General features: G+C 45.0%; 20 protein-coding genes. 1 reads left to right on the top strand and 19 read right to left on the bottom strand.

The window, feature by feature from the left end:
* Nucleotides 1-2: 2 nt before the first annotated feature.
* The 19 genes from IMZ31_RS05670 to dhbA all read right to left on the bottom strand — a co-directional run bounded on the left by IMZ31_RS05670 (nucleotide 3) and on the right by dhbA (nucleotide 25,233).
* On the bottom strand, nucleotides 3-1,805 hold the full coding sequence (locus IMZ31_RS05670) for a S9 family peptidase (RefSeq protein ID WP_207529599.1): 1,803 nt from the start codon (nucleotides 1,803-1,805) through the stop codon (nucleotides 3-5).
* Nucleotides 1,806-2,066: 261 nt separating this feature from the next.
* Nucleotides 2,067-3,068 carry an Ig-like domain-containing protein gene (locus IMZ31_RS05665; RefSeq protein ID WP_207529598.1) on the bottom strand — a complete coding sequence of 334 codons (1,002 nt, stop codon included), beginning with the start codon at nucleotides 3,066-3,068 and terminating at the stop codon, nucleotides 2,067-2,069.
* 476 nt (nucleotides 3,069-3,544) lie between these two features.
* The gene (locus tag IMZ31_RS05660; RefSeq protein ID WP_207529597.1) at nucleotides 3,545-4,798 is read right to left on the bottom strand and encodes a metal-dependent hydrolase family protein; all 1,254 of its coding nucleotides are present in this window, start codon (nucleotides 4,796-4,798) and stop codon (nucleotides 3,545-3,547) included.
* 15 nt (nucleotides 4,799-4,813) lie between these two features.
* Nucleotides 4,814-6,010 carry a hypothetical protein gene (locus tag IMZ31_RS05655; RefSeq protein WP_207529596.1) on the bottom strand — a complete coding sequence of 399 codons (1,197 nt, stop codon included), beginning with the start codon at nucleotides 6,008-6,010 and terminating at the stop codon, nucleotides 4,814-4,816.
* 327 nt (nucleotides 6,011-6,337) lie between these two features.
* Nucleotides 6,338-6,970 carry a phosphotransferase enzyme family protein gene (locus tag IMZ31_RS24605; RefSeq protein WP_256438021.1) on the bottom strand — a complete coding sequence of 211 codons (633 nt, stop codon included), beginning with the start codon at nucleotides 6,968-6,970 and terminating at the stop codon, nucleotides 6,338-6,340.
* A gap of 5 nt (nucleotides 6,971-6,975) precedes the next feature.
* A complete protein-coding gene (locus tag IMZ31_RS24600; RefSeq protein ID WP_256438020.1) occupies nucleotides 6,976-7,377 on the bottom strand; it encodes a phosphotransferase in 402 nt (133 codons plus the stop codon).
* A 118-nt stretch (nucleotides 7,378-7,495) separates the two neighbouring features.
* Nucleotides 7,496-7,948, bottom strand: a complete 453-nt coding sequence (locus IMZ31_RS05645; RefSeq protein ID WP_207529595.1) for a hypothetical protein — start codon at nucleotides 7,946-7,948, stop codon at nucleotides 7,496-7,498.
* Between the two features lie 93 nt (nucleotides 7,949-8,041).
* Nucleotides 8,042-8,224, bottom strand: coding sequence for a hypothetical protein (locus IMZ31_RS05640; RefSeq protein WP_207529594.1), 183 nt, complete (start codon nucleotides 8,222-8,224; stop codon nucleotides 8,042-8,044).
* Between the two features lie 473 nt (nucleotides 8,225-8,697).
* Nucleotides 8,698-9,429 (bottom strand): hypothetical protein, encoded by a 732-nt coding sequence (locus IMZ31_RS05635; RefSeq protein WP_207529593.1) that lies wholly within the window; start codon nucleotides 9,427-9,429, stop codon nucleotides 8,698-8,700.
* Nucleotides 9,430-9,690: 261 nt separating this feature from the next.
* The gene (locus IMZ31_RS05630) at nucleotides 9,691-10,731 is read right to left on the bottom strand and encodes a bifunctional 3-deoxy-7-phosphoheptulonate synthase/chorismate mutase (RefSeq protein ID WP_207529592.1); all 1,041 of its coding nucleotides are present in this window, start codon (nucleotides 10,729-10,731) and stop codon (nucleotides 9,691-9,693) included.
* Nucleotides 10,732-10,751: 20 nt separating this feature from the next.
* Entirely contained in the window at nucleotides 10,752-11,075 is a 324-nt protein-coding gene (locus IMZ31_RS05625; protein WP_207529591.1) for an antibiotic biosynthesis monooxygenase, read from the bottom strand.
* On the bottom strand, nucleotides 11,060-11,758 hold the full coding sequence (locus IMZ31_RS05620; RefSeq protein ID WP_207529590.1) for a 4'-phosphopantetheinyl transferase family protein: 699 nt from the start codon (nucleotides 11,756-11,758) through the stop codon (nucleotides 11,060-11,062). Before IMZ31_RS05620 ends, IMZ31_RS05625 begins: the two co-directional genes overlap by 16 nt.
* Before the next feature lie 11 nt (nucleotides 11,759-11,769).
* Nucleotides 11,770-13,161, bottom strand: a complete 1,392-nt coding sequence (locus IMZ31_RS05615; protein ID WP_207529589.1) for an MDR family MFS transporter — start codon at nucleotides 13,159-13,161, stop codon at nucleotides 11,770-11,772.
* A complete protein-coding gene (locus IMZ31_RS05610; protein ID WP_207529588.1) occupies nucleotides 13,154-13,375 on the bottom strand; it encodes an MbtH family protein in 222 nt (73 codons plus the stop codon). The genes IMZ31_RS05615 and IMZ31_RS05610 overlap by 8 nt, the downstream gene beginning before the upstream one ends.
* 1 nt (nucleotide 13,376) lies before the next feature.
* The gene (locus tag IMZ31_RS05605; RefSeq protein WP_207529587.1) at nucleotides 13,377-20,522 is read right to left on the bottom strand and encodes an amino acid adenylation domain-containing protein; all 7,146 of its coding nucleotides are present in this window, start codon (nucleotides 20,520-20,522) and stop codon (nucleotides 13,377-13,379) included.
* 25 nt (nucleotides 20,523-20,547) lie between these two features.
* The gene (locus IMZ31_RS05600; protein WP_207529586.1) at nucleotides 20,548-21,429 is read right to left on the bottom strand and encodes an isochorismatase; all 882 of its coding nucleotides are present in this window, start codon (nucleotides 21,427-21,429) and stop codon (nucleotides 20,548-20,550) included.
* A 191-nt stretch (nucleotides 21,430-21,620) separates the two neighbouring features.
* Nucleotides 21,621-23,219: a (2,3-dihydroxybenzoyl)adenylate synthase gene (locus IMZ31_RS05595; RefSeq protein WP_207530311.1), complete on the bottom strand. Its 1,599-nt coding sequence runs from the start codon at nucleotides 23,217-23,219 to the stop codon at nucleotides 21,621-21,623.
* Between the two features lie 14 nt (nucleotides 23,220-23,233).
* Nucleotides 23,234-24,430, bottom strand: coding sequence for an isochorismate synthase DhbC (gene dhbC, locus IMZ31_RS05590; RefSeq protein ID WP_207529585.1), 1,197 nt, complete (start codon nucleotides 24,428-24,430; stop codon nucleotides 23,234-23,236).
* A gap of 29 nt (nucleotides 24,431-24,459) precedes the next feature.
* Entirely contained in the window at nucleotides 24,460-25,233 is a 774-nt protein-coding gene (gene dhbA / locus IMZ31_RS05585) for a 2,3-dihydro-2,3-dihydroxybenzoate dehydrogenase (protein WP_207529584.1), read from the bottom strand.
* A gap of 405 nt (nucleotides 25,234-25,638) precedes the next feature.
* On the opposite strand from dhbA, the gene IMZ31_RS05580 reads away from it, so the two are divergent.
* Complete coding sequence (locus IMZ31_RS05580; RefSeq protein WP_207529583.1) at nucleotides 25,639-26,658, top strand: ABC transporter substrate-binding protein; 1,020 nt, start codon at nucleotides 25,639-25,641, stop codon at nucleotides 26,656-26,658.
* Nucleotides 26,659-26,672: the final 14 nt, after the last annotated feature.

Raw genomic sequence — 26,672 nt, 5'->3', positions numbered from 1 at the left:
CACTAACTCTTCACTGCCCCAACCCCAACATGCTGCTCAAAAAACTCCAGCACTTTCCGGTACACCATCATTTCATTTTCCTTCTTCGAAAACCCGTGACCCTCATCTTCTAACACAATATACTCCACATTGCGACCCTTCTTTTTCAAGGCAGCCACAAGCTGATCCGATTCAGCTTGTACGACACGAGGGTCCTTAGCTCCCTGAATAACGAGCATAGGTTTTGTCATTGAATCAACATATTTAATAGGAGAATCTTCTGTTAACTTCTCCTTATCCTTCACTGGGTCCCCAACAATTTGAGCCATCGCCGGCTTCCAATGTTCAGGGACAGAATCGATAAAGCTAAATAAGTCACTTGGCCCAAATATATCGACCACAGCTTTAAAATAGTCTCCGTTTCGGCCATGAAGCAATAATGCCATATAACCTCCGTAGCTCCCGCCCATTAACAAGATCTTGTCACGAGAAGCGTAGCCTTGCTCGAGCAGCCACTCTAATCCAGCTACGTTATCAAGACGTGGGCCGTGACCCCAGTCTCCCTCAACTTTTTTCATAAATTCTAGCCCATATCCTGTTGAACCTCTGAAATTAGGAGCAAATAACGTATAGCCAGAATACACAAGGAACGAGAATAAGGAACGGAATTTGGCCTGCTCCGCTGCCTGAGGCCCTCCGTGTGGCCAAAGGATCGTGTGCCCATTATCTACTTCTTTTTTCGGTCGATATAAAAGCGCCTCAATCGGAAGCACGTCAAAGGACGGATAGGTCACAACTTCTGGGGCAACCAATTCTTCTTCTTTTACTCCAGGAACACCGAAATTAGTAAGCGTAACCCAGTTCTCCCCTTCCCTCTTATAGATATTCATAGGAACCGTAGCATCATTCCCGCGCACGTAAATGCTACCGGAACGGGCGACGACGATCTCATCTATAATGCTGACAGGTGCTTCTATTCGCTCTACGCGTTGGTTCTTTATATCGTAGTTGTACAAATAAGTCCTGACACCTTTTTGACTAACGAGATACAAGGAGTCCGTTTTTTGGTCAAACTTCACATCCACTAAATCTTCCTTCTCAAGCTTAAGTACTCTTTCGAAAGTCTTCGTATCTATGTTATATCTACTTAAATAAGAGAAGTCACTATCGTAATTCGTAAGCAGATAAATTTCAGATTCTGACACAAACACGCCTCCAGAGACCGTATGCTGATCTTCTGTTTCTGGTGTAAGAAGTAAGTCCTCTTCGTCAGACTTCACATAGGCAAGGCTATAGGTATTAGCGAAAAATTTAAAATAAAGGAAGCGCTTCTCTGAAGGACTCTTATCAATGAGGGCTGTCGATCCTTTATCCCCGTGTAAAATGATTTCTTCCTTATCTGTGTCAAGATGATACACGTACGATTTCATAAAGGTAGGATCATCTTTGGTCGATGTGTAGTATAGGCGCTTCCCGTCGTCAGAAAGCATAGGGTCAAAATGCTTGGCACCTTCAACACTACGAACCGGCTTAAGCCCTCCCCCTTGTGAGGGGATGGCATAAATCTGACCGTTTTCATCTCCATCTTCATCACTAACGGCCAACATATAGTCTCCATTCCCATCATAAAGAAGCACATCCGTACTTTGATTATGAAACGTTAACGGGTAAGGAAATGTATTCGGTAAATCCATCCCCCATACGTTATACTTACCGTTTAAGTTCGTACTAAAGACAAGCTGCGTTTCATCCGGACTTACAGCAAACGTTTGAATTCCGTACGTTTGAAAAAATTGCTCAACATCTGGCTTAGGGAAATGTAGCATGGTTGATTCCTCCTAAATAATTATACTATCCACTATACTTCTTTCGCTTTTAACCCAAGCTCCACCTGCTTTTAGTAACAATTATCCATTTACCTTTTTTATTTATTATTCTGATAGATAATGTTTTTACTTCCTCTTAAATGCGGTTACATTTCTGAAAGCATCCAGGAATAAAAAAAGCACTCGAAACTAACATTCCGAGCGCTCTATTTTATGATCTTCTATTTTATATTCTTGATATTCTTCTTCAAGCTCAAGACACTATGAACAGTCCTGAACGGTAATACTCACATCTTGTTCAACACCATTTACTTCAGCTGTAATAGTAGCTGTCCCTGAATTTGATTCAGCTGAAAAAGTAGCATTGAATCTACCGTTTGAATCAGTCATCGCAGGGTTTGGAGACACTGAACCTAGCGTTGGGTCATCTACCGTAAATGAAACCATTGCTCCTTCAACAGGTGTACCGTTTTCATCAACAACATAACCGAATAAACTTGTGCTATCAGGAGTTCCAGTACCGTCTTGGCAAATAGTACTTCTACTAGCTCTGTATTGAGTAAAAGCCGCTGGTTCTTGATTACAAGACGGGAAGGTAAACGTAATTTTGATAGTCACAAGAGTGCCACCTCCTGCAGGGTCCTCTCCACAAGGGATATCTTGGATTGATTCAACCACAGCTCTTCCCACAGTCTGTGATAAATCTATACATTCTTCTCGGTCATCAGGTAATACGCATAGATATTGATCTACACAAAGTGTTCCCTGACAACAACGTTCTGCTATTCCTTGTAAAAATCCAATGCCGTTATACGTTCTTATACCATTGCCCCTAGCCCCATAATGTGACACTAAATAAGGGATACAACCTGTCACTCTGATACGTTTAACTTCCATTACACCTTGGATCATCTCTTCCCTATTACAAGGGTTTTCAGCTTCTACGGGTAAGGTACAAGGCTCAAGTCGACAATCTAAACAGTCTGTATTAAACGCTAAATCTGGGGTAGATCCGAGGAAATCGTATCCTGGAGGTACAATGACACTACAACACACCTCTGCTTCAGAACTACATTCTGTCATACTACAATCTTCGCCTGACTCTTGCTGGATTGCTACGCTTCCTTGCCTTTTCATTGGAACCAACTCTTCCTGAACAGCTCCTACTAACTCTTCTCGCATTTTCAGCTGTTCTTCTAGCTTTTCTGAGTCAGATTGCTCAGAATTGATAGAATTGAATAAATTTCTAATAAATTCTTTCATTTTTAACACCTCTTTCATTTTATATTCCAATATATGTATTTAAAGAGGTGTTGGTTGGACAAATCTCCTTCCCCTATTAAAATGTATGTTTACCTCAATTATATAGAGAAGACTCTAGAACAAAGGTTAAATTAGTAGTCTTTCTCGCTTTTAAGGGCAAAAAAAGATCACATCTGCCATAAGGATGTGATCGAGTGCAAAAATGCTTGTTAATTTCTACTTAATGAGAATTACTGGGGCCTGAACCCAAGAAACGCTGTAATAATAACGGACAAACCAACACTAAGTAAAAAGGAAATAGCCCAATGCTTCTTTTTCCGTTGTTTTAAATAAAATATTAAACGAGGACGTTAGAGCAAACAGGATTAAAAACGTAAACAGGACCTCCATCCTCTCATCCTTTTTCATTTTTTTCCATTATAACATACAAAAAACCGGACGAGGCTACCTGCCCCATCCGGAATAACCTTCCATCTTTACACTCTCACAGGCTTCTTCAACCGATCCTTCTCCACTTTCCCGTCTTTCATCACAAACGCAATATTCTCTTGCTTCTCGAGGTTTCGAACATTCTTCAACGGATTTGTCTTCGTAACGATCAAGTCAGCGAGCTTACCTTCTTCTAACGTACCAAGCTCATCGCCCCAGCCCATGCACTCGGCTGCGACTTTTGTTGTTGCTTTAATCGTGTCTTCAGGGGACATGCCCGCATCGACCATGAGGCCAAGTTCGCGCAGGTTCGTTCCGTGACGCATCACGCCAGCATCTGTACCCATCGCGATTTTCACTCCGGCCTGATAGGCTTTTGCGATACTCTCTTTATGCTGCTTGTACACATCTTTGGCTTTTTGAGCTGCATATTCTGGAATTTTATCAGAACGTTCGCTCGCTTCGATCACAGATAGCGGAGCCAGTAACGTTGGTACAAGATACGTCCCGTTCGCTAGCATTAGCTCGATCGCTTCATCATCTAAGAAAATACCGTGTTCAATGGAATGAATCCCTGCCCGAACAGCGTTCTTAATTCCTTCTGCCCCTTGAGCGTGGGCCATCACTTTTGTACCGCGTCGGTATTCACCTTCTTGAACCATAACGCGAAGCTCTTCTTCCGTGTACTGCGTAAATTCAGGATGATCGGTAGGGCTGAATACGCCGCCTGTTGCGTGTACTTTTAGCACATCCGCTCCAGCGCGTAAAATCTCACGCGATTTCTTCCGCACTTCTTCAACACCGTCACAACGACCATCCGGCATGCCAGGGTAGCTCCGCTGCGAATTGTCAATCCCTGACAGCATCCATTTGTCCCCGTGACCGCCTGTAATCGTCATCGGCACAATGCTCAGCTGCATACGGGGACCTTGTGCGAGACCTTTTTGCACCGCATCTTTCACACCCGCATCTGTGAAGCCGCAGTCCCGCACGGTTGTAATCCCAGCGTCTAGCGTTTTCTTCATATTGTGAACCGTTTTGTAAAATTTAAGCGAAAACGGTTCCTCGACCGTATCATTACCGTCCTCTAGCTCGAACATTAAATGAACGTGGGTATCAATAAGTCCCGGAAGAACATAACCCCCTTGTGCATCCACGACATTACCATCACTTGGTTCTGGTAGTTCGCTCGGCTGTCCGAGCGCTTCGATACGATTGTCGCGGATAAGAATGGCTTTCTTTACAGGTTCTCCGCCCGTTCCATCTATGACTGTTCCATTCTTGATTAGCGTTAATTTCATTTCAAGACACTCCCCTTACAGTAATTTCACTAATACACTCGCGATGATGATTGAAGCTGATGACACGGATACAAACCCGCCAATCAACATCGGAGATAAAATATCATCAAAAATTGCATTTTGTTCTTCTTCGGTTTCACCAACACTACGACTAACCTCTTGAGCTAAAAGATAATCCGCCGGGAATCCGTAAAGCGCCGTTAGCGCAACAGAGATCCCTTTGTACGGATGCCATTTCAGGAATTTTGATGCGATAAAGCCACCAACAACAAGTCCTGCCGTACCGATTGCAATAACAGAGAAGATGACCGGAAGCACGTTCCAGATTTGAGCTGGCGTCACGTCAGCCAGTGAACCAAGCACAATTAAAAGTAAGCTCACCATCGCAAGTCCAAATGCGTTCGCGCGCTCTAGCGCTTTTGGCGGGAAGATTCCAAAGTAAGAACCAGCAATACCAATGATCAGGCCATAGATACTTTGGTGAATGCCTGTTACTTCCCCAAGTCCATAAGCGATCGTACCAGCAATTAAGATCATGAATAACAAGATAAACGGACTATCTAAATAATGTTGAGGTAGTAGATAACGTTTAGAAGATTCCTGATCTGTTGCTTCTGCTTCCTCATCTTCATAGCTCGCATCCGCTACAACAGAAGCCGCCATATGACGCTCTGCCGCGCCTGATTCTTTAAAGTGATACGCGTATTTTCTTAATAAGTAAGATGTTACGGGCATGCCCATAATCTTTTGTAAAATATAAACACAGATTGCGATCGTCACTAGATTCTCAAAGCCCATCTCCTTCAGTGCGTCTGACGTGACAAGATAAGCAATTAAGCCGCCTGTCAGAGGCCCCGCACCTGCTACGGCTGATTCAAAGTCAAAGAAGATCGGGATCACAAACAAGATTAAGAGAACCGAAAACACAAGACCTGTCAACGAAATGATAACCGCTTTATATTGTTGCTTTAACCCCTCAAGCGGAACCGTTGTCCCAAGATGCACAAGCAAGATCGGGATCATTACCGTACCGATTGCGGTTAGTGTCGTGGATTCAATAATATTCGATGGAACCACTCCGGATTGAACTAATACATAGAAGAGAACCGATGCCACCAACAAACTCGGAAGCTTTGCCCGTGTCTTAAAGGACACCATCTCTCCAACGGCTAAAACGCCGACCATGATTAAACTTGCTACTACTGCGTTCATTCGTTCCACCTACTTTCAAAATTATGTATAAAGACGTATATGGAATCACCCGCAAGGAAGATTCCGTAAATAGAATGTGATGATGAGTATACGAGTTTTATAGTTGAGTGACAATACATAATTTTCAGAAAAGAAAGAGAAAAAATAAATTTGAGGAGATAGACTGGATTGGGCGGACGGCTCAAGTGGAGGTTCGGACGACTTGAGCGAGAACGCTACGGCTCAAATCAGCAACATAACAGACCAAGTCTAGACCAGCTCCAACTATCCACCCGCGTCACCACTAAAAAAGAGGTGATCCCCACTACGGAATCACCTCTAAAGCTTTTATCTATTCAATTTAGCAATCTCTTGTTCAGCTCGTTTATATATTTTCTCATAATCCAAGTCTACAACCGACTCATCATGAACAATTCGCTTACGAATACCGTCCACTAGTTCTTGCTCTTGCTCACTTCTATTCCGAGGGTCCCATTTCTTTTGAAAAACGGTATAAAGCTCAATATCCCTGAGCTTCAAGAAGTGTGGAATCCTCTTGATCCACTCCAGATCAAGACGGTTTTCCTGAAGGTATCCTACCAAGAAATGATACAGGACCTTCTCTCCGTATTTCGACCTCACAGCAAGAGACTCGCCGCGATGTTTCCACCACACTGGATAGTAAACAGGAATCGCTACATCACTCACATAAAAGTGATACGTACTATCATCAAAATCAAAGATATGAATATGCCCTTCATGATAAAAGAAGTTGCCCGGATGAATATCAGAATGAATCAGGCCGAAGCTCTCTTCCGTTTCAGGCAGGCGTTTTAGCTCCCGGACCACTTTCTCTCCTTCAAGAATAATCGCCCCATCTTTTTCTTCATCTAAGTACTTAGAGAAGTTCAGAAGGTCTTCTTCTTCCCATCTGTCTCTCTTATACTCTCCTGCTTGATAGACCCTCGTCACCTGGTGCATATGCCCTACGGCTCTCCCCCAACTCTTAAACAGTCAGGTCCAAACCGCTCATCATCCATTTTCACCAGTGAACCCGGAGCCTTATCGAATAGACAAATATAGAAGGAAGACCCCTCAACCCGAATCTCTTCCACAAGGACTCCATTAACAGAAGTGTAAGAAACGGATACATGGGCTCCGTTTTTATGTAAAAAGTTCACCCACTCCAACTCTGCCTGAATGTCCTCATGTTTGCGGTGAGAGCTATGAGTTAACCGTAAGATATAAGGCTTGCCGTCTTTATGTACCTCGTAAACATAATTCTCGAAATCCCCAAGCTTTTTCGCTTCAGCACTCGTCGTCCCAAAGCGATTCGCTGCCTCTTCTAGCAGAGGATCACTAAATAATGCGTCAATCCATTGTTCCATCACGATCACCTTTCCCACAAGATTCTTCACTCTACCTATTCGATTCTCTAAAGAGAATTCCTTTTATTCAATGTCTGATAGACGACTGGTTTGATAAAAAAAAGACAACCCCAACACGCTAAAAAGACTCTGCCATCTTCACTAACTGCCTTTTGCTAACTTCTCTTGGAGTCAGCTTAGGATAAAATATGATTTCATAAAACACATCATCTTCCTGCCACGTTAGGATTCTTCTGCCTGAAAGATTCGGAATAAACTTCGCTTGTGAATCTTCCCCTATCACAACTTGTTCACTTGTAACTCCTGAAAACTCAGGTTTTAATTCACTCATTTGGATGTCCAACCTCTCTTTATCAACGTTTATTAACGAAATGACAGCTTGTTGTTTCCCATCAATTTCAACATCCATGACCTTCATTTCTTTAAAAGGCACCTTAGTTGGAGTCTTTACCTCAAATGACAACTTGTCCATTTGTTCAATATCCTCAGCTAAATGAGCGTCATACACCTTCCCCCTGAACGTGTACCAACCAATGGCCAATGCTGTAATCACAGCTAAGATCGTTGCCATGATGACTATTCTCTTTTTAGTCACATTTATCAATCCTTTATACTTGCATACTTTTCATGACAAAAAGCAAAACACCTCTCAAACAGATCGTTCTTATGTATTTTTTCCTTCTGACGCTATCCTTTTTAAAATCACCCTAAAATCAAGCCCAACTAGGACAATGCCCCCTATAAGGAAAAAATACGATAATGCCATATTTTCTCCCCAGTAGCGATACGCTTGCAGAAAGGAAACAATCGTCATAAAAAAACCCACAAAAATTGTTGTTTTAGACACACGCTCCAAACTCTCACCTCTTTTCACTATCATTACGCTTGAACAGTTGTTTACGTTCCTATCAATTTACTTACAGATAGAGTTAAAAAAGCAAAAACGCTCATCCAGGTTAAATATCGGAATAATGTTTCTGTTTTTGAAACTAAAAGGAAGCAGAAACGTAACAAATAATGGATAATTACCAAAATTTAAAAAGGAGGATAACGTTTATGGAAGATAAAAAATGCCTTAAATGTGGAGGTACTGAATTTTCAGAGGGGACAGATTATATGCCCATCAGGAAAAGCAAATCGTCTTTCAAAAGCTCAAATAAAATTTATACATTTTGCATAAAGTGCGGAGAGGTTGAGTCCATACGTATTGAGAACCCATCCATCTTGAAGCAATAAGTAATGTCACACTTTATAATCCTGAAACAACCTCGGGTGATGAGAATACGAAAAAAGGCCAAGCACCTCTCATCACCCAATTCCTTAATCCGTTTCTTTCCCTGTCCCCACAGCCGCTTCACTAACCTTCAGCGTCATCCTCATCCGACTTAACCACTTCTCACTTTCCGTCATACCCCCAAGAACCCCATTCGTATCTTCATGGTATTCAAGCCCTTCTACGAGGCGATGACCAATGGAGAGATGTGCGAATCGGTGAACAATCATAGGCCACTCCGCATCCGTCATGTCAGCATGGGAGTGTTCATTTATGTAGTGAGCACTTCTTTTAGAAAACATACAAGAGCCTGCTGTGACATCGATCTCCTCACCTATCTCAAGGGAGAAGATTTTGTTCGCAATTCGTTCTGTTGCCTTCCACTCTTCTGGGTGGGTCTCAAACGCTCGTTCTGTTCTTCCTAAAATGAGATAATCCGTCTGATACGTTCCCTCTAACAAAGAAGTCAGCTCGTCTGGGTGATTCTCAAGCCACGTTAACAGACGGTCGAGATCACAATAATGAAACAGGTCACTCTCCCCCGTTAACCCAAAACGAACCACCTCACGCCGCGCATGAGCTGCCCCTTTTTTAGGAATCACTTTCACACGGAAAGCGCTATCTTTTAGATCTTCAATGAATGCAGGCTCTGTTTCCTCACTGACGGTTATAAACAACTCTGAGTATAGAGCCTCTAATCTTAATTTCCACTTTTTCCATAGCTGATGATGGTCTCCATTCGGTTCATGGGTTACAGTTACTAGTGCTACATTAGTCATACGAAAGCCTCCTATATTATACTGATAAGGTCTCTACTCCCCCTACCGAGAACGAAAAACAATTTTACTGTTACATCCATTTGCTTCTTATATAACACAAAGATAGATTTAATACTATAAAAGTAAAGGAGATTGTTATGGATATTCAAATAAGACACGAAACCCTTAATAATAGTGAGTTTATATAAAAAAGACCAGCTAAATCACCTTAGCTAGTCTTACATCGTTACACTTTTATAAAAACTTGAATCACGGGGCGGTTTAAGAAAGCACCGGCTGTTGAGTGAGCAGGTTGGTGTAGCGCTCGACTTCGTCCATAAAACCTTCCCATTCAGAAAGATCCATTTGCTGCGCTGAGTCGGAAAGGGCCTCTGCTGGATTAGGGTGCACTTCTGCCATAAGTCCATCTGCGCCAATGGCTAAAGCGGCTTTGGCTGTTGGGGCTAGGATGTCCTTTCGACCGGTAGAGTGAGTGATGTCTACGATAACCGGAAGATGAGTTTCTTGTTTTAATATAGGAACAGCGGAGATATCTAACGTGTTTCTTGTCGCTGTCTCATACGTTCGAATGCCTCGTTCGCATAAGATTACATTCGTATTGCCTTCTGCTAAAATGTATTCTGCTGCTAATTTGAACTCTTTTATCGTAGCAGCAAGCCCTCGTTTCAATAAGACAGGCTTTTGAACTCGCCCTACGGCTTTCAGTAAATCAAAGTTCTGCATATTTCTTGAACCAATCTGGATGATATCGACATATGGCAAAGCTTCCTCCAAAGCTTCTGCGCTCATAATCTCTGTCACCACAGCCATGTCATAGGTGCGCGCCACTTTGGCTAGCATTTTCAATCCTTCCATTCCTAACCCCTGGAAGTCATAAGGCGAGGTCCTTGGTTTGAAGGCACCGCCTCGTAGTATCTTCACACCTCGTTTGGCTAACGATGCAGCTACCTGGTTCATTTGCTCTTCACTTTCAACAGAGCAAGGCCCCATCATAAGGCTTGATTGACCTCCTCCAATCTTTGTACCGTTCACCTGAATGATGGTATCGTCTCTTTGATAGTCTCTTGAATGGAAGGAAGGGGCCTCTTGTTTCGCTTCTTTCACCCGTTGTTGCTCCAGTCCCTTTAGCATGTTCTGAATGGCCTTTGAAGAATAAGGTCCATGATTGAGATTCTCCAATTTTTGAAGCGAAAGGCCAGGCCCGGAGTTCCCCTCCTCTACTAAACGCCCTCTTTCACTTAGCAGCTGTACCACTTCTTTTTCAATATCTTCTAACCTTCTTTTCTCAGACACTCTACTCATCTCCTCTCGCTAAACTTCTTCTATTCTACTGCTTTCTCTTTCACAGCTTTTACATGATAGTAAGCTGACTCACTGCGAATGATATGATCAGGCTTAGGCTGCCCTGCCTTCTTTCGATGACCGGCTAGGTGAGCTTCACTCTTTTCCCACTTCTTCCACTTCTCTTCAGATTCCCACCGAATCATAATGATCACTTCCTCTTCGCCGCGGCGAGCTTTCTTCACCATCACCGATAAGTCTACAAATCCATCTTGCTGTTCAATAATTCCTTCTTTACTGAAACGCTGTACCACAAGGTCTGAACTGCCTTCTGTGACAATCGCTGTTCTCATTTGAATAAACATGTATTCTCCTCCATTTGAATAAGTGAGTCATACTCGATTTCTATAAATCTATCTGGAAGCTGGCTTACCTGTTCCGCACAAACCGTCAACACGTACTCTTCTTGGAATGAATAGGTTCTGCTTCTGTATTCTCTTTCATCGTTTAGCATGTTCACACGCCCATCCTGCTGAAATGCTACTTCAAAAGAAGATAAGGGATAGGATAAGCCCCTTCCATCTGCTTTTACCACACTCTCTTTCGCCGTCCAGGTTTGATAGAAAGCCGATAACGGATCAGGGTGTTCGACGACCCTCTTATATTCATTCTCTGTAAATACACCTTTGGCAAAATCAAACTGGATTGGCTTGATCTCTTCCACATCAACCCCAACGGGCGCATGGTGAATGGCACAAGCTATCCAATCGCCTGCGTGGGATGTATTAAAATGAAATGAAGGATAGTCAGGTAGATAAGGTTTGCCGTATGCTGTACGCTTTAAGCTGTCCCACTCTAGCGTTTGTCCGTATACGTTTGAGAACGCAAATCGGATCAACAAATCGCCAATTGCCGACCGAAACCGGTCATCAGGCTGATGAAGCTTTCTTAACTGTTCTATTCTGTCTCGGCTCAAATAAGGATATAACTCCTCTACCTTTCTCGCTATCCTCTCCTCTTTCAGGTGGCAAACCAATATCTTGACCATTGTTCTCCTCCTTATCCGCTTGCGGCTTTCACTTCATTTTGTTCTGTTGTGTCTTTTCTTTCTTTAAATGTCAGCATCGTTATAAAGCACAATCCAATAAACATGGCTGAGCCACCGAGTGCCCATTGATACGCGACAAGCGAGCTTGCTTCAGATGAGTCTGATCCTATGACACTGGCGAGAATGGCTACACCAATCACTCCACCAAACCGTTTCTGCACATTATGCAGGGTCGTGGCTTGACTCATTTGTGGTTTTGAAATCGTTTGAAACGCCGTAATTTGAGACGCCGTTACCGCATGTCCTAAAAAGATTCCGACTCCAATCATCAGCCCTCGAATGACCCATGGATTCGCTTCAACGAATAGAGCAAGTAGGGTAAAGATAACGATTGAACCAAACAAGGATAAAAGCATCAATCGGCGAATGCCTAACTTTTTCAAAGACCAGGGCATGAGCTGTGATGCCACCATAAGTCCTAACGCTTCTGGGAACATCGTTAAACCTGTCTGAAAAGCCGATACGCCGAGAGCGTTTTGATACATCAATGGAAATACATAAAGCATGCCGAACAATCCAGCAGCTGAAAACATACCAATTAGGCTCATCACACGAAACGACTGATCTTCAAACAACCTCAAATTGAGCATTGGTGCTTGATCTTGAAGCTCTACTTTGACAAGAACAATAAGCAACACTACCCCAACAAGTGCGAGCAAATAAACTTGCGGGTCACTCCACCCTTTGACAGGTGCTTGAATTAACGCATAGATAAGCGTTCCAAGCCCAGGTAAAGAGAGAGCAAAACCTTTTAAATCAAAACGACCAACAGACGCTTCCTTGCGCTCCTTGATATAGATACTCATTAAGACAAGCGCAACCAATCCAATCGGAACATTAATATAAAAGATCCAACGCCACGACAGGGCATCGACCAAATAGCCTCCCACAATGGGCCCTAAGGCTGGTGCAAGGGCGATGGGCACAATAATGACTCGTGAAAGCTTCGGTCGCTCTTCAGGTGAAAACGTGCGGAACAAGATCGACATACCAACAGGGGCGAAAAAACCAGCTCCCGCTCCTTGCAGTATGCGAAATACATTTAGCATCCATTGATTCTCTGCAAATCCACAAAGGACAGAAGCCATAATGAACGTGCTTAAAGCACTCATCAGCACCCGTTTCGATCCGAATCGATCTCCCATCCACCCGGCAATCGGTAACATCATAGCAAGACTCACGACATACCCAATGTTTACAGCACTTGTGGCCGAAGCCGGCACACCAAATTCTGCTCCAATTGTTGAGAGAGCCACATTCACAATCGTGGCATCCATGGCTACCATAAACATCGACATCACATAAACCGTGACGATCATTTTCTTATATAACGACTCACTCATATGAAGTTCCTGCCAACGCTTCGTTTCCCGATTGCACGCGTATATCGCTCCAATGCGTTTCGATATAAGAAACGCAATCTTCACGACTCGCTTCCCCGTAGCGAATGTCCCATCCTTCAGGGATATCTAGAAAAGAAGGCCAGAGGGAGTACTGGCCTTTATGATTTTGTAGTGCGTAAAACGTTCCTTCATTGTGTTGAAATGGATTCTTCATGTTACGACTCTCCTTTCGTTCGTTGCTCTAATGCTTCAAAGATGTGCGCGCCAATTTCAGCTAGCGGCTCAGGCTGACACATATCTTTATGGCGACAATGAACCTCATGCTCTTCAATGTGACCTGTAACATATGGCTTCCATGTATCTGTATAAATCGGATCAAACCAATCTGGAATAATCGTAGAACGGAAGAATAATAGGTCCCCGTGAAACGGCTTCGGTTGATAGGATGTTAAGATCCCGACTGAATTCATATACGTCTCTTTTAGATTCATAAGCGTCTCATGACTTAAGCTTGCAAGCGCACTGCCGTCTTTTTGAAGAAGGTCAATCACGTTATCAAACGTCACTTTTTCATCACTTAAGCCAGCTGGATCATATCCTCCTAATGCAAGCAGTGCATTCAATGCCTCTTCATCATCCGGGGCGGCTTGAATAGGTAAATAACGACTCGGATACGCATCAAGCATAGCCACGAGACCAACCTCTTCTCCCTGCCGCTCAAGCTCTGTTGCCATCGCGTGGATTACGTTTCCACCAAGCGACCATCCAACTAAATGATAAGGACCTTGAGGCTGTACCGTTTGAATATGAGCGACATAATCCTTTGCCATTTCTTCAATGGAATTTGGGAAGTTCCCTTTTTCCGCAATGCCACGAGCCTGAAGGCCATACAGTGGATAGTCTTTGCCAAGTGCCGTCAAAAGCCCTGCATAACACCAGCTCAAACCTCCTGCCGGGTGTATACAAAAGACAGGCGGTTTTGATCCATTTCGTCTAAGTGGCAACAAGATATCTAAAGCACTTTTGGCGTTGCCACCTTCAATTTGCTCAGCTAGCCCAGCAACAGTAGGCGATTCAAACAAGCTACCAATGGTAATCTCAACGCCAAGAGATTGTTTCATTTTGGTCATCAGCTTCACAGCCAGTAAGGAGTGGCCTCCTAAATCGAAGAACCCGTCATCAATCCCTACGCGTGATAGACCAAGCACCTCCTTAAACAACTCACAAAGCACTTCTTCCTGAGGCGTTCGTGGCGCTCGGCTGGATTGACTCCCCTCAAACTGTGGAGCTGGTAACGCCTTTTGATTGAGCTTTCCATTTGCAGTTAGCGGCCAATCCATTACTTTTACAAAAGCAGATGGAACCATGTAGTCAGGTAAATCGGTAGCTACATACGCCTTCCACGCTGAGAGGTCCAGCTCTTCATCGTGACGTGTTTGCACATAAGCAACCAGACGTTGATCCCCTGGCTCATCTTCTCGCACAAGGACAGCGACCTGATCCACATCAGGATGCTCGGCTAGGACCGTCTCAATCTCACCAAGTTCAATCCGAAATCCTCGCACCTTCACCTGATGATCCGCTCGACCGATGTAATCAAGCGTTCCATCTTCTCTCCATCTTGCTAAATCTCCTGTACGGTACATACGAGAGCCGTGTTCTCCATACGGATTGGCCACAAATCTATCAGCCGTCAAATCAGGACGACCATGATAGCCGAGCGCCAATCCGTCACCTGAGACATACATCTCTCCTACAACCCCTGGTGGGACAGGCTGAAGCCTAGCATCTAGCACGTAGACACCGAGATCTGGAATATTCTCTCCAATCGCACTAATGGCGCGGAGATTCACACTCTCGCGATTTAATTCGATATAGCTGACATGAACCGTCGTCTCAGTAATTCCGTACATATTGACAAGCTTCGGCGCATCATCAGCATGACGGTCGTACCATTCTTTCAACCGACCTAACTCAAGCGCTTCTCCTCCGAAGATCACATAACGAAGAGATAACGTTTCTCCAACCTCTTCTTGTTCGCGATCTGCCTGCATGAGCTGATAAAATGCGGACGGCGTCTGATTCAGTACGGTCACGTTCTCTCGAACAAGGAGGTGTAAAAAGTCTTGAGGAGAGCGACTGACTTCATGAGGGACAACGACTAAGCGTCCTCCTTTTAACAACGCTCCCCACATCTCCCAAACGGAGAAATCAAAGGCATAGGAATGGAACAGCGTCCACACATCCCCTTCGTCAAAATGGAACCAGTGGTCCGTTGAACCGAATAATCGGATCACATTCTGGTGAGGGATCACAACGCCTTTTGGATTTCCTGTTGAACCTGACGTATAAATCATATAAGCCGGATTATACGGATTGAGAGGGCGGATGCGCTCTTGATCGGTTACATTTATATACGGTTGCTCTTCTATCACTCGTTCTGTACTCGGCTCATCTAGGATGATGATGAAACCATCTTTCTTCTCTTGTAAACGCTCCGCATGCTCAAGGTCTGTAATGGTACAAACCGGTTCTGAATCCTGTCTCATATAATCAAGTCGCGCAGCCGGATAATTCGGGTCAAGCGGCACATAAGCTGCACCAGCTTTTAGAATAGCCACTAAACCTACCATCATCTCCACTGATCGTGGTAAAGCCAGGGCAACGAATTGGCCAGGGCCAACCCCTTTATGAACTAAAAGCCGCGCAAGACGATTGGACCTCTGATTAAGTTCCTCATACGTGACGGTTTGGTCTTTGAACGTAAGAGCGATCTGTTCCCGGTTCGCTTTTACTTGTTCTTCAAACACCCTAACGATCGTATCCTCCTCAACACGCATCGTAGGAGGGCTCCATTCTTCTAACAAACGAGTACGCTCATCGCGCCCGAGAATGTCTATGCTTGAAATGGGTTGATTCACATCACTTGTGACTTCATCAAAGAACCTCCATAACCGATCCACTAGTTGTTCGATCGTGTCCTTCTTGAACAGATCTGTACTGTATTCCACTAGTCCATGAAGCCCGCCTGAAGCGCCATGCTCAGTAAACTCAAACGTCAAATCAAATTTAGACGTTCCTACACTACGAATATTCACCGTGCTATCAAGTTCTGGTAAATCAAGCGATGATTCCGGTGTATTCTGTAGAATGAGCATCGTCTGGAACAATGGATGTTTAGATTTTGAACGGATAGGATTTAACTCTTCTACTAGCCGTTCAAACGGAAGATCCTGATGCTCATAAGCCCCTATATTTACGGCGCGAACGCGTTCAAGAAGTTCACGGAACGTAGGATCACCTGACGTATCGGTGCGGAGGACTAGTGTATTAACAAACAAGCCAACAAGGTCCTGCAGGGCTTCCTCGTTCCGTCCGGCTACCGGACTGCCAAGGGGGATATCTTCCCCTGCTCCAACTCTTGTTAAAAGCGCGCTTAATCCAGCTTGAAGCACCATAAATAAACTAACCCCATTCTCCCTGGCTATTGTTGTAAGCCTTTGATGGAAGGCAGGTTCAATCGTGAATTCGTAAGTGCCCCCTTGGTGCGAAGGCTCTGCCGGTCTTGGATAATCAGTCGGCAGCTCTAACTGATCAGGTAAGTGAGCAAGCTTTTCTTTCCAATAATCGATCTGACCTGCTAGTAAACGATCAGTCGCGTCTTCACTCAGGAGCTCAGTCTGCCACATCACATAATCACTATACTCAATCGGCAACGCTTCCCACTCAGGTGCTCCTCCATTTAGACGGGCTTTGTACGCCTGTTCTAAATCTCTTGTAAGCGGGTAAAGCGACCACCCATCTCCGACCATATGGTGAATGAGAACGAGCAAGGTATAATGCCCATTTCCCTCATCAAACAGCCTCACCTGGCAAGACGGTTCTTCCTCTAAGCGAAAAGCATACTGGACCGCCTCTTCTAACACACTTTCCATTTGTGACGGTTGAACCGATTCAACTGAAAGTTCAGAGAAGACGTGGTCCGGTTCAACGACTGTTTGCATCCCTTCCCCGTGATCGTCTTTAAACATCGTTCGAAGGGATTTATGGCGACTGATTACATCCAAAATCGCTTCCTGCAGAGCCTGTTGATTAAGTGTTCCCTCTAGCTTGATGACAATCGGGATGTTGTACGTTGGACTCGGTCCTTCTAACTGGTGCAGGAACCAGAGACGATTTTGCGCGAATGATAATGGAATGACGTCTGGTCTCTCCATTTTCGCAATGGATGGTCGTGCTTCCTTGCCTCTGTCTAATTCGTGGACAAGACCCGCTACCGTTGGGCTCTCAAAGATCTTGCCGATCGGGATATCCACTTCAAATACATCTCGTATCCGGTTCATTAACCGACCTGCAAGCAAGGAGTGCCCGCCTAAGTAAAAGAAGTGATCATGGACACCGACTTGAGGAATCCCCAATACCTCTGCAAACAGCTCACATAAAATTTGTTCCTGAGGCGTGCTTGGTTCACGGTGACTCACCGTATGATCTTGCTGAGGTTCAGGCAAGGCTTTCTTATTGATCTTGCCATTTGGCGTCACCGGAATCTCATCTAACTCAACGATGCTTGATGGGACCATATAATCTGGTACGAGTGCGTACGCTAACTCGCGTAACTCCTCAGAAATACCCTCAGTATGAGCCACAACATAAGCCACCAAACGCTTATCTCCGGGACGGTCTTCCCGAACCATAACGGTCACTTGTTTCACCTCGTTATGTCCCGATAACACGGCTTCAACCTCACCTGGTTCAATACGGAACCCTCTTATCTTCACCTGATCATCCGCACGTCCCACATAATGAATCGTTCCGTCCTGTCTCCATAAAGCCCGGTCTCCTGTACAGTACATGCGCTGCCCTGGTGCCCCGAACGGATTGGCTACAAAGCGCTCGGCTGTCAGGTCAGGTCGCTCATGGTACCCGGCTGCAAGTCCTTGACCTCCTATGTACAAATGACCAACCATTCCAGCAGGTACAGGTTGGAGACTAGCGTCTAGGATGAACACGCTCGTATTGAGAATCGGACGTCCAATTGATGGAGATCCCTCTTCTTCTCTGCTGCCAAGCGTCATAGCCGTCGACCAGATCGTTGTTTCCGTTGGACCATATAGATTCGTCACCGTGCAATTCTGTTCCTGGAGCGTATAAGCTAACTGTTTCGGTAAAGCTTCTCCGCCAACGAGGACATGGACGCCTTGAAGCGCATTTCTATCTTCTGACACGACAGACTGCCATAACGTAGGTGTCGCCTGCATCATCGTGATAGACTCTTGTTGGATGGTTCGAATCAGGGCTCTAGGATCTTGAATCGTCTCTTTGTCCGCAATAAGGCAAGTAGCTCCTCGCAGAAGAGGCAGGAAAAGTTCTAAGACTGATATATCAAACGCAATTGTCGTCACAGCTAAGAAGCGATCTTCATCTGAAAGAGTGACTGTCCGTTCCATTGCTGTCAGGAAATTCGTAACGCCCCCGTGTGTAACGACGACTCCCTTAGGATTTCCTGTAGAGCCTGACGTGTAAATCATATAAATAGGATCATCCACTGTCAGCGCTAGTTCACTGAAGAACTGTCCTTGATACTGAGTTAACTCTTTCTTTATAGCGCTCTCGTTCATCACAAGACAAGGAACATCACTGTGTTGAAACATTTGGGTCGTCGTGTCATATGTAATGGCATAAATGGGTTTGGCGTCGTTCAACATATAATCAATTCGATCAGAAGGATAGCTCGGATCAATCGGAACATAGACAGCGCCAATGTTCATCACTGCGAGCATGGCAACCACCATATCTTTAGAGCGTGGCAGCGATAAAGCGACAACATCCCCTTTTCTGACCCCACGGTTATGGAGGACGTAAGAGAACTGGTTCACTTTTTCATGAAGCTCACGATACGAATACGACTGTCCACCGTACAAGAGCGCTTCTGACTCAGGTGTTCTCTCAACCTGGTTCCTAAACCGCGACACGACGGTTTCCATTGGTTGGTCTTCAAACGTATCATTCCATTCCTCTAACACCTTGAGACGTTCCTCTTCTAATAAGAGCGGACGTTTGCCGATCGGTTCCTTCCAATCTGCTTCAGCAAGCTCCTCCAAACTACGAACGATGCGCCTCGCATGTTGATCGACTTCCTCTTCTTCGTATAGATCCTTGTGAAAGTCGAGGTCGATACGCAAGCCTTTCTCGTCTTGCTGGTCATACACATTGACAGACAAGTCTTCAACTGGTCCCGTCGCAAGCTTATGTGTTACACCTTTTGCCTCTCCAAATGTTAATTCGTAAGCGAAAGGCATAATATTTACTTGCGGTCCGAACAATCGACTTTGACCCCCGACCAAACCTAAGTCCCGTCTGATGTCTTCATGACGATAATGCTGATGCTTTCGTACTTGCTTCAGTTGTTCCTGAACGTGACGGACCACCACTTCGAATGACTGATCAGATCGAACGGATAAACGAAGGGGGAGCACGTTCATCACCATCGCAGGAACACGGATGGAAGACGTCCCCATACGGTTCATCACCGGAACACTTAGCACCACATCCTCTGATCCAGTTAACCGATGAGTGTAAAGCGCAACAGATGCCATCATCACCTCAGACCAGTGAGCCATGTGTTGACGCGCCTTTTCTTTCAACTTTTCAAAAGAATCTCGAGCAACGTAAGCCGTACACTGCCCTACTGTTTTTGAGAGCGTTGAGGTCTCTTCTGTTAAACTCGCCACGTCTGGCTGATCTTGAAATTGTTCCATAAAGAACTGGCGATCCTCTTCAAACGTTTCCGATTGACGATACGCCTGGTCATGATCAACGACAAGCTCGAAGGGAGCAAACATCCCCTTATCTTCACTTGCCTCATCCCTATTGATGATAGAAGAATAGCGACGGGCCACACCTTGACTTAGCAAGGAGAACCCATAAGCATCTGTCGCGATGTGATGAATCTTCTGATACCAGTAGTAGTGATCTTCATCTAATTGAAATAATACGTGTGTAAATAACGGATCCTCGCTCAAGTCAAGGGCAACAGAGACCTCTCCACGCATCCATCCTATTGCTTCTTCTTGAGGGTTTCGTTCATTCCGAACATCTTTCACGATAAAGGGCACGTGTCGCTCTGCTCGCTCCGCTTGCTTTGGGCCTTCTTCTGTATCTTCATACCGCATATGAAGCGCATCGGCTTCTAGCATCGTTTCTTTGACCGCTTGTTTAAAAGCTTCAACATCTAATTGTCCCTTAATCTCTACATACTCTGCTGTATTGAAAATAGGATTACTCTGCTCTACTTGTTGGGCGTACCAAATGCCAGCTTGGGCCCCGGTTAAGGGCCACTGCGCTGTCATCAACTTCTCCATACTTGCTCCCTCCTCAGCTCATCATTTAGACGTGTTGTCTGCTCTTCTCTTCTACAATGGCCCACCAACTCGTAAGTGTTGGTTGCTCAGCTAATGTCATAAAATCAATCTCTACTCCTACTTGCCTCAACTCTTCTACAACACTCATCATGCGAATCGAATCAAACCCAAGGTGCATAAGATTCTCCTCATTAGAAAGCTCTTCCGGGGACTGTTCAAGTAGCTCGGCAACCTTAAGGCGTAACCCCTCATAAGAATCAAGGCTTACCTCCCGTTGCACTTGGCTTAGCACTTGTTCGGTCGTTGTCGTAAACCCGCAACGTGTCGCTACATAATCAAGGGCCATCTTATGTTTTTCTTCAGAAAAGTCCGCTACAGCATCAGCCACAAGGAAACTTTGAACATCTTCCATAAAGGCCTCCGTCGCCGTCACCATACAGCCAATGTGAGCATACACCCCAGAAATAATAAGCTGATCGCGCCCTGTTTCTTGAAGGAAGGCTTGAAGGCTCGTCCGTTTAAACGCACTATAGCGCCACTTCGTTAAAACAAGATCCTCCTCATCCGGCTCAAGTCCATCAATCACCTTTGTAACAGACTCATCTTCACGAAGCCCATCTCCCCAGAAATCCTGCAAGAGCGCTCTGTCTTTTGGATCCTGATCACCCGGCTGAGCCGTATACACAACCGGAATCCCTCGCTCTTTACACGCTTCTTTTAACTTAATAATGTTTCGGATTAACTCAGGAATCGGCGCTTGTGTCTCATCGTATGCGTTTAAGAAATACTGCTGCATATCATGAATCAAGAAAACAGCCCGGGCCTCATCCACCTCCCATGACACTCTATTCGCTGGCACGTCCTTACTAGTTGGCATTTCATATGGCTTAATTGCTGGTAATCCCATTCTCTCCACTTCCTTTCCTTTAACTTGTTTATATAATGGTTTTTATTGTTCATAAAATGGACTAATAAATGTCTCAGTTCTAACTAAAACACCATCTACGTTAGCCTGGAGTAAGGTGGCCTGGGAAACTACTCCCTTTTCCAGCACCCCAACCACTTTAAACCAAGAAGGCCCCACTCTCCTTACGCTATTTAATTTACTGCCGTCAGTTTGGCAGCGATTTGTTGGCGTAGGGTTTTTTTGCTGACTTTGCCTAGCGCCGTTAGCGGGAACGCTTCTACCCATTCCACGCGGTCTGGTATCTTATAGGTCGCAAGCCCACGCTCTTGAAGGAACGACCGGATGACAGCACCGGATGGTTGGTTCCCTTTTGAAATGACAAAGGCACAGGCGCGTTCGCCGAGGAATCGGTCTGGCATAGCGACGACAGCTGCGTCATACACGTCAGGGTGGGCTAGTAGATGATTCTCCACCTCTTCTGCTGCGATCTTCTCCCCGCCGCGGTTTATTTGATCTTTGTCCCGACCTTCAACGATGATCGATCCGTCTTGACTCAATCGAACGAGGTCACCTGTTCGATAAAACCCGTCGTCGGTGAAGGCTTTTTGATTGTGCTGTTCGGCTTTGTAATAGCCTCGGATTGTGTAAGGGCCTCTTGTTAAAAGCTCTCCTACTTGTCCGTCCTCTACTTCATGGTCATCTTCATCAACAATTCGAACTTCATCATAAGGAGACATTGGCCTTCCTTGAGAGTGAAGGATGGTTTCTTCTGGGTCGTCTAAGCGGGTGTAGTTCACAAGCCCCTCAGCCATGCCGAATACTTGCTGCAACTGACACCCAAATGTAGGCTTGATGCGCTTGGCACTTTCTGAGCTGAACTTGGCTCCTCCTACTTGCATCACTTGTAAGCTTGATAAATCGTATGATCTTGATTTCACCGCTTCTAGCCACATCATCGCGATCGGTGGTACCATAGCGGTAATTGTGACGCGCTCTTTCTCAATAAGTGGGAACGCCTCATCGGGACTCGGGCCGCTTGATAAAACAATCCGTCCTCCCGCATAAATCGTGCCTAACACACCTGGTGAGCTTAACGGGAAGTTGTGAGCAACAGGCAGGACAGCCAGGTAAACACTTTCTTCGGTTAGTTCACATACTTCATTACTCATTCTTAAACTGTAGATATAATCATCATGCGTACGTGGTATGAGCTTCGAGCGTCCCGTGCTTCCACCTGATAGCTGCAAGAATGCCACGTCAGATGGATGAACAACAGGCTGTTGGAACGTCGATTCTTGATAGACGTCTGCGAGCGGCAAGAAGTCTTCTGTCTCGCCGCTTACGATGACATGTTCTAATCCTGCTACTTCCTCTTTGATCTGCTTAGCCATTGGCCGGTAATCAAAGCCCTCATGTGTATCAGGCACAATAAGTGCTTTTGCTTCTGAGAATTCACAGAAATAATGCACTTCACTATACCGATGGGTCGGCAGGGCAAAAACAGGTAAAGCCCCTAAATTAAATAAGGCAAAAATGACTTCAAAGAATTCTACTTCATTAGGCAACTGCACAACGACACGGTCTTCCTTCTCTATCCCTAGCTGCTGAAAACCAGCGGCTAATTGCTCCACTCTCTCTTGTAATCTCTTATAACTCATCTCTTCTGATCGGGTCGTTAGAACAGGGCGGTCGCCATACTGCTCAGCACGACTTCTTAACATCTCACCGAACGTTTCGCCTTTCCAGCAACCCTTTTCTCTGAAAAAGGCTGCATACTCTTTTGGCCACATTGGACATCCTTCCACTACGATCGCTCCTCTCGAATTCCCATGGCATTTAGCATCGTTTGAAACTTAGCACCTGTCTCCGCTAACTCTTCCTCTGGTTTTGATCCTGCGACAACGCCTGCGCCTGCAAAGAGCTTTATTGCTTGATCGGTTACTTCAGCACAGCGAATGGTTACAATCCACTCCCCATCACCTTGTTCATCGCACCAGCCGACCATGCCAGTGAAGAACTTACGGTCAAATGGTTCAATAGTTTGAATCGCTTCACGAGCTTTTTCCGTCGGATGCCCACAAACAGCAGGTGTTGGGTGAAGGGCTTCGGCGAGGTCTAAAGAGGACGTGTCTTCCTCCCCTACGACACCGTTTATTTCTGTAGACAAGTGCCACATCGCTTCTGTCTTAATTAAGGATGGTTCGCTCGGTACATCAAGCTCCTTGCATAACGGCTCAATCGCTTCTTTGACAGCTTCTACTACAACAGCATGCTCATGAAGATCTTTACTAGATTGTAAGAGTTCGGCTGCTCTTCGCTCGTCTTCTACCGGGTCTTCACTACGAGGACGAGACCCTGCTAATGGATTGGCTGTTACAACGCTCCCTGACTTTGAAACGAGCAGCTCAGGACTGGCTCCAATCAACGTTCGGTGCCTGTCATGTTGCTCCGCCTCTAAATCAAGAGCGAACGTATACCCTTTTGAATTGTGCTTGGCTAGATTGGTTAAGATCGGCTTCACCTGAATAGGTTGTTCTGATGTGATATGTAAAGAACGTGAAAGTACAATCTTATCAAGCTCGCCTTTTGCAATTCGATCTAACCCGTTTTGAACCCCAGTCATATAGGTTTCAGGGTTCGGGACTGGGTGTATGTGATAGGCGACCGGGGGCTGTTCTTCTTCACCTACGTCGGTCCAGTCGATCTTTTCTTTCATTTGCACTTCTTTTGGCACGACTAAGTGCGGTTTGGCTTTAGGGTCAAATGGGATGGCGCCTATGACGACAGGATGAGAATGACCTCCTTCCCTTGCCCGACGCAGTGTGGTTTGGACCTGTTCTGCTAACGACAGTGATTTGAACTCTCCAACCTCCCAGTCTACTGTGGTAAACACCCCACTTCCCTTTAGTGTTTGACCAGGTGAAGCGAGGAAGTAATCTCCGACTTGATAGTGTTCCAGAAGGTGCTTGCCGGTTTGTTCTGAACGTTTTGTCACACTCATAAGCTTGTGACCTCCTTATTGTATTTTGATTACACGCCGAGCGTGGCACCGCCATCGATGCATACATCCTGCATGGTCATATGTCCTGCATGATCCGACGCTAAGAATAGAACCGCCTCCGCAATATCTTCCGCTTGTCCTAATTTCTGTAGCGGTATGCCTAATCGATAAGCTTCCTGTGTTCCCTTAATCGACTGTTCAGCACCGTTTTCGTCTGTCCAAAGTTGCTTTAACATGTCGGTCTCCGTAGAGCCAGGAGAGACAACGTTGCAACGAATGCCATAAGAGGATAGCTCAAGGCCTAAACATTTCGTAAACATGGTAGCCGCAGCTTTTGATGCTGCATAAGCAGCCATCGACATCCGAGGCATGCGACCCGCATTGGAACTAACCGTGACGATCGAACCCTTCTGTCTCTCTTTCATTTTGCTACTTACAGCTTTCGATACGAGGAATAGCCCGGTCGTATTCACGCCAAACGTTTGCTCCCAATCGTCTTTTGAAAGCGTTTCGACCTCTCCTAAGTGAAGCATTCCAGCAACATTCACTAGAATATCGATGGCTCCAATCTCGTCTTCAACGTGGGCGACCATGTCACCGACCGCATGTTCATCCGTAATATCAATTTCAAACGGATAGACCTGACCAACATTTGGTCCCCACTTTTCTAAATGCTCTTTATTATGATCAACAGCAATAACTTTCGCTCCTAGGTCCAGGAAAGATTCGGCAACAACACTACCGATGCCACCTGCAGCTCCTGTCACTAGGACCGTTTTACCTGCCATTCTTTTTTCATTCATGGAATTCTCCTTTCTCAATGAACCCAATCGACGACTCACAAATGATAACGATTATCAATCGCAAGTAACATGGGTCAAATGATAACCGTTCTCAACCAAGAGTGCAATTCTTTTTCCATTTTTTAAAAATAAAGACCTATATTGATTACAAATATTTACCTTTCGTAACGTTTTTTAGGTCAAAATACCTTATTTTCTTCTGAAAAAACCCCTCTTCACAACATTTATCCATAATTTTCTCAAAAAAGTATTGAAAATCATTCTCAATACGTATATCATTATCTCCAGTATTGATAATGATTATCAACCTCATAACACGCGTCACCAAAATGGAGAAGGAGGAAATAGCAAGGTCTTTTAAAGCGTGACACGTTTTACCCACATATTTTGAAGGAGGAGACGGAAATGAAAAAAGGTATACAATTGAAAATGATGGCCATTCTAGCAATCTTAACTCTAGCTCTTGTCGCATGCGGCCAATCTGAAGGGACTTCTAGTGAGGGAGAACAGAAGGAAGAGAAAGAAGCGACTAGTCAAGAAGCTGACCAATCAGGTGAAGATCAAGAAGAACAAGAAAGTGAAGAAACTTCTCAAACGATTACATACTTAGGAGAAGAATACACGGTCCCTTCCCCAGTGGAATCTATTGCTACAGCTAGTTTAGAATCGATGGAAGATGCGGCGGTATTAGGCGTGAAACCGATGGCGACGATTACGTTTGGCGGTAAAATCCCTGATTACGTAGCTGATGAATTAGAAGGTGCCAAGGATATTGGTTCTAAGAGACAACCAAGTTATGAGAAACTACTAGAACTGAAACCAGACGTCATTCTAGGAACCTCTAAATTCCAACCAGAAGTAGTGGAAAATTTAAACAAAGTCGCTCCCATGTTCCCGGTTTCTCACATCTCAACAGATTGGGAAGATAACTTAACGTTAATGGGTCAATTAACTGGTAAAGAAGATCAAGCGAAAGAGGTCATCTCTCAATACAAAGAAGACGCTAAAGCGCTTCAAGGCGATGTGAAAGATGCTGTTGAAGGGAAGAAAGTCATGATGGTACGCATTCGCCGTGGAAGCATTTTCGTTTATCCTGAAGATGTTTACTTCAACCCTGTCCTTTACAACGACTTAGGCATTGACGTACCAGAAGACTTAAAAGCGGTCAAAGCGCAAGAAATGATGACACTTGAGAAACTAGCGGATATCAATCCAGATTACCTATACGTTCAGTTTGCCGAAACGGAAAACCCAGACTCTCCAGAATACCTGGATGAACTACAAAACAATGCGATCTGGAAGAGCATGAACGCTTCTAAAAACAATCAGGTCTTCGTCAATGCGATTGATCCGATGGCGCAAGGCGGAACAGCTTGGAGTAAAACGAACTTCTTAGACGTGGTAGAAGATACCTTAACAAAGTAAGGTGCTGTGTTAGA

The organism is Pontibacillus sp. ALD_SL1 (assembly GCF_017355605.1).
This window is presented reverse-complemented; position numbering and strand designations above follow the sequence as displayed.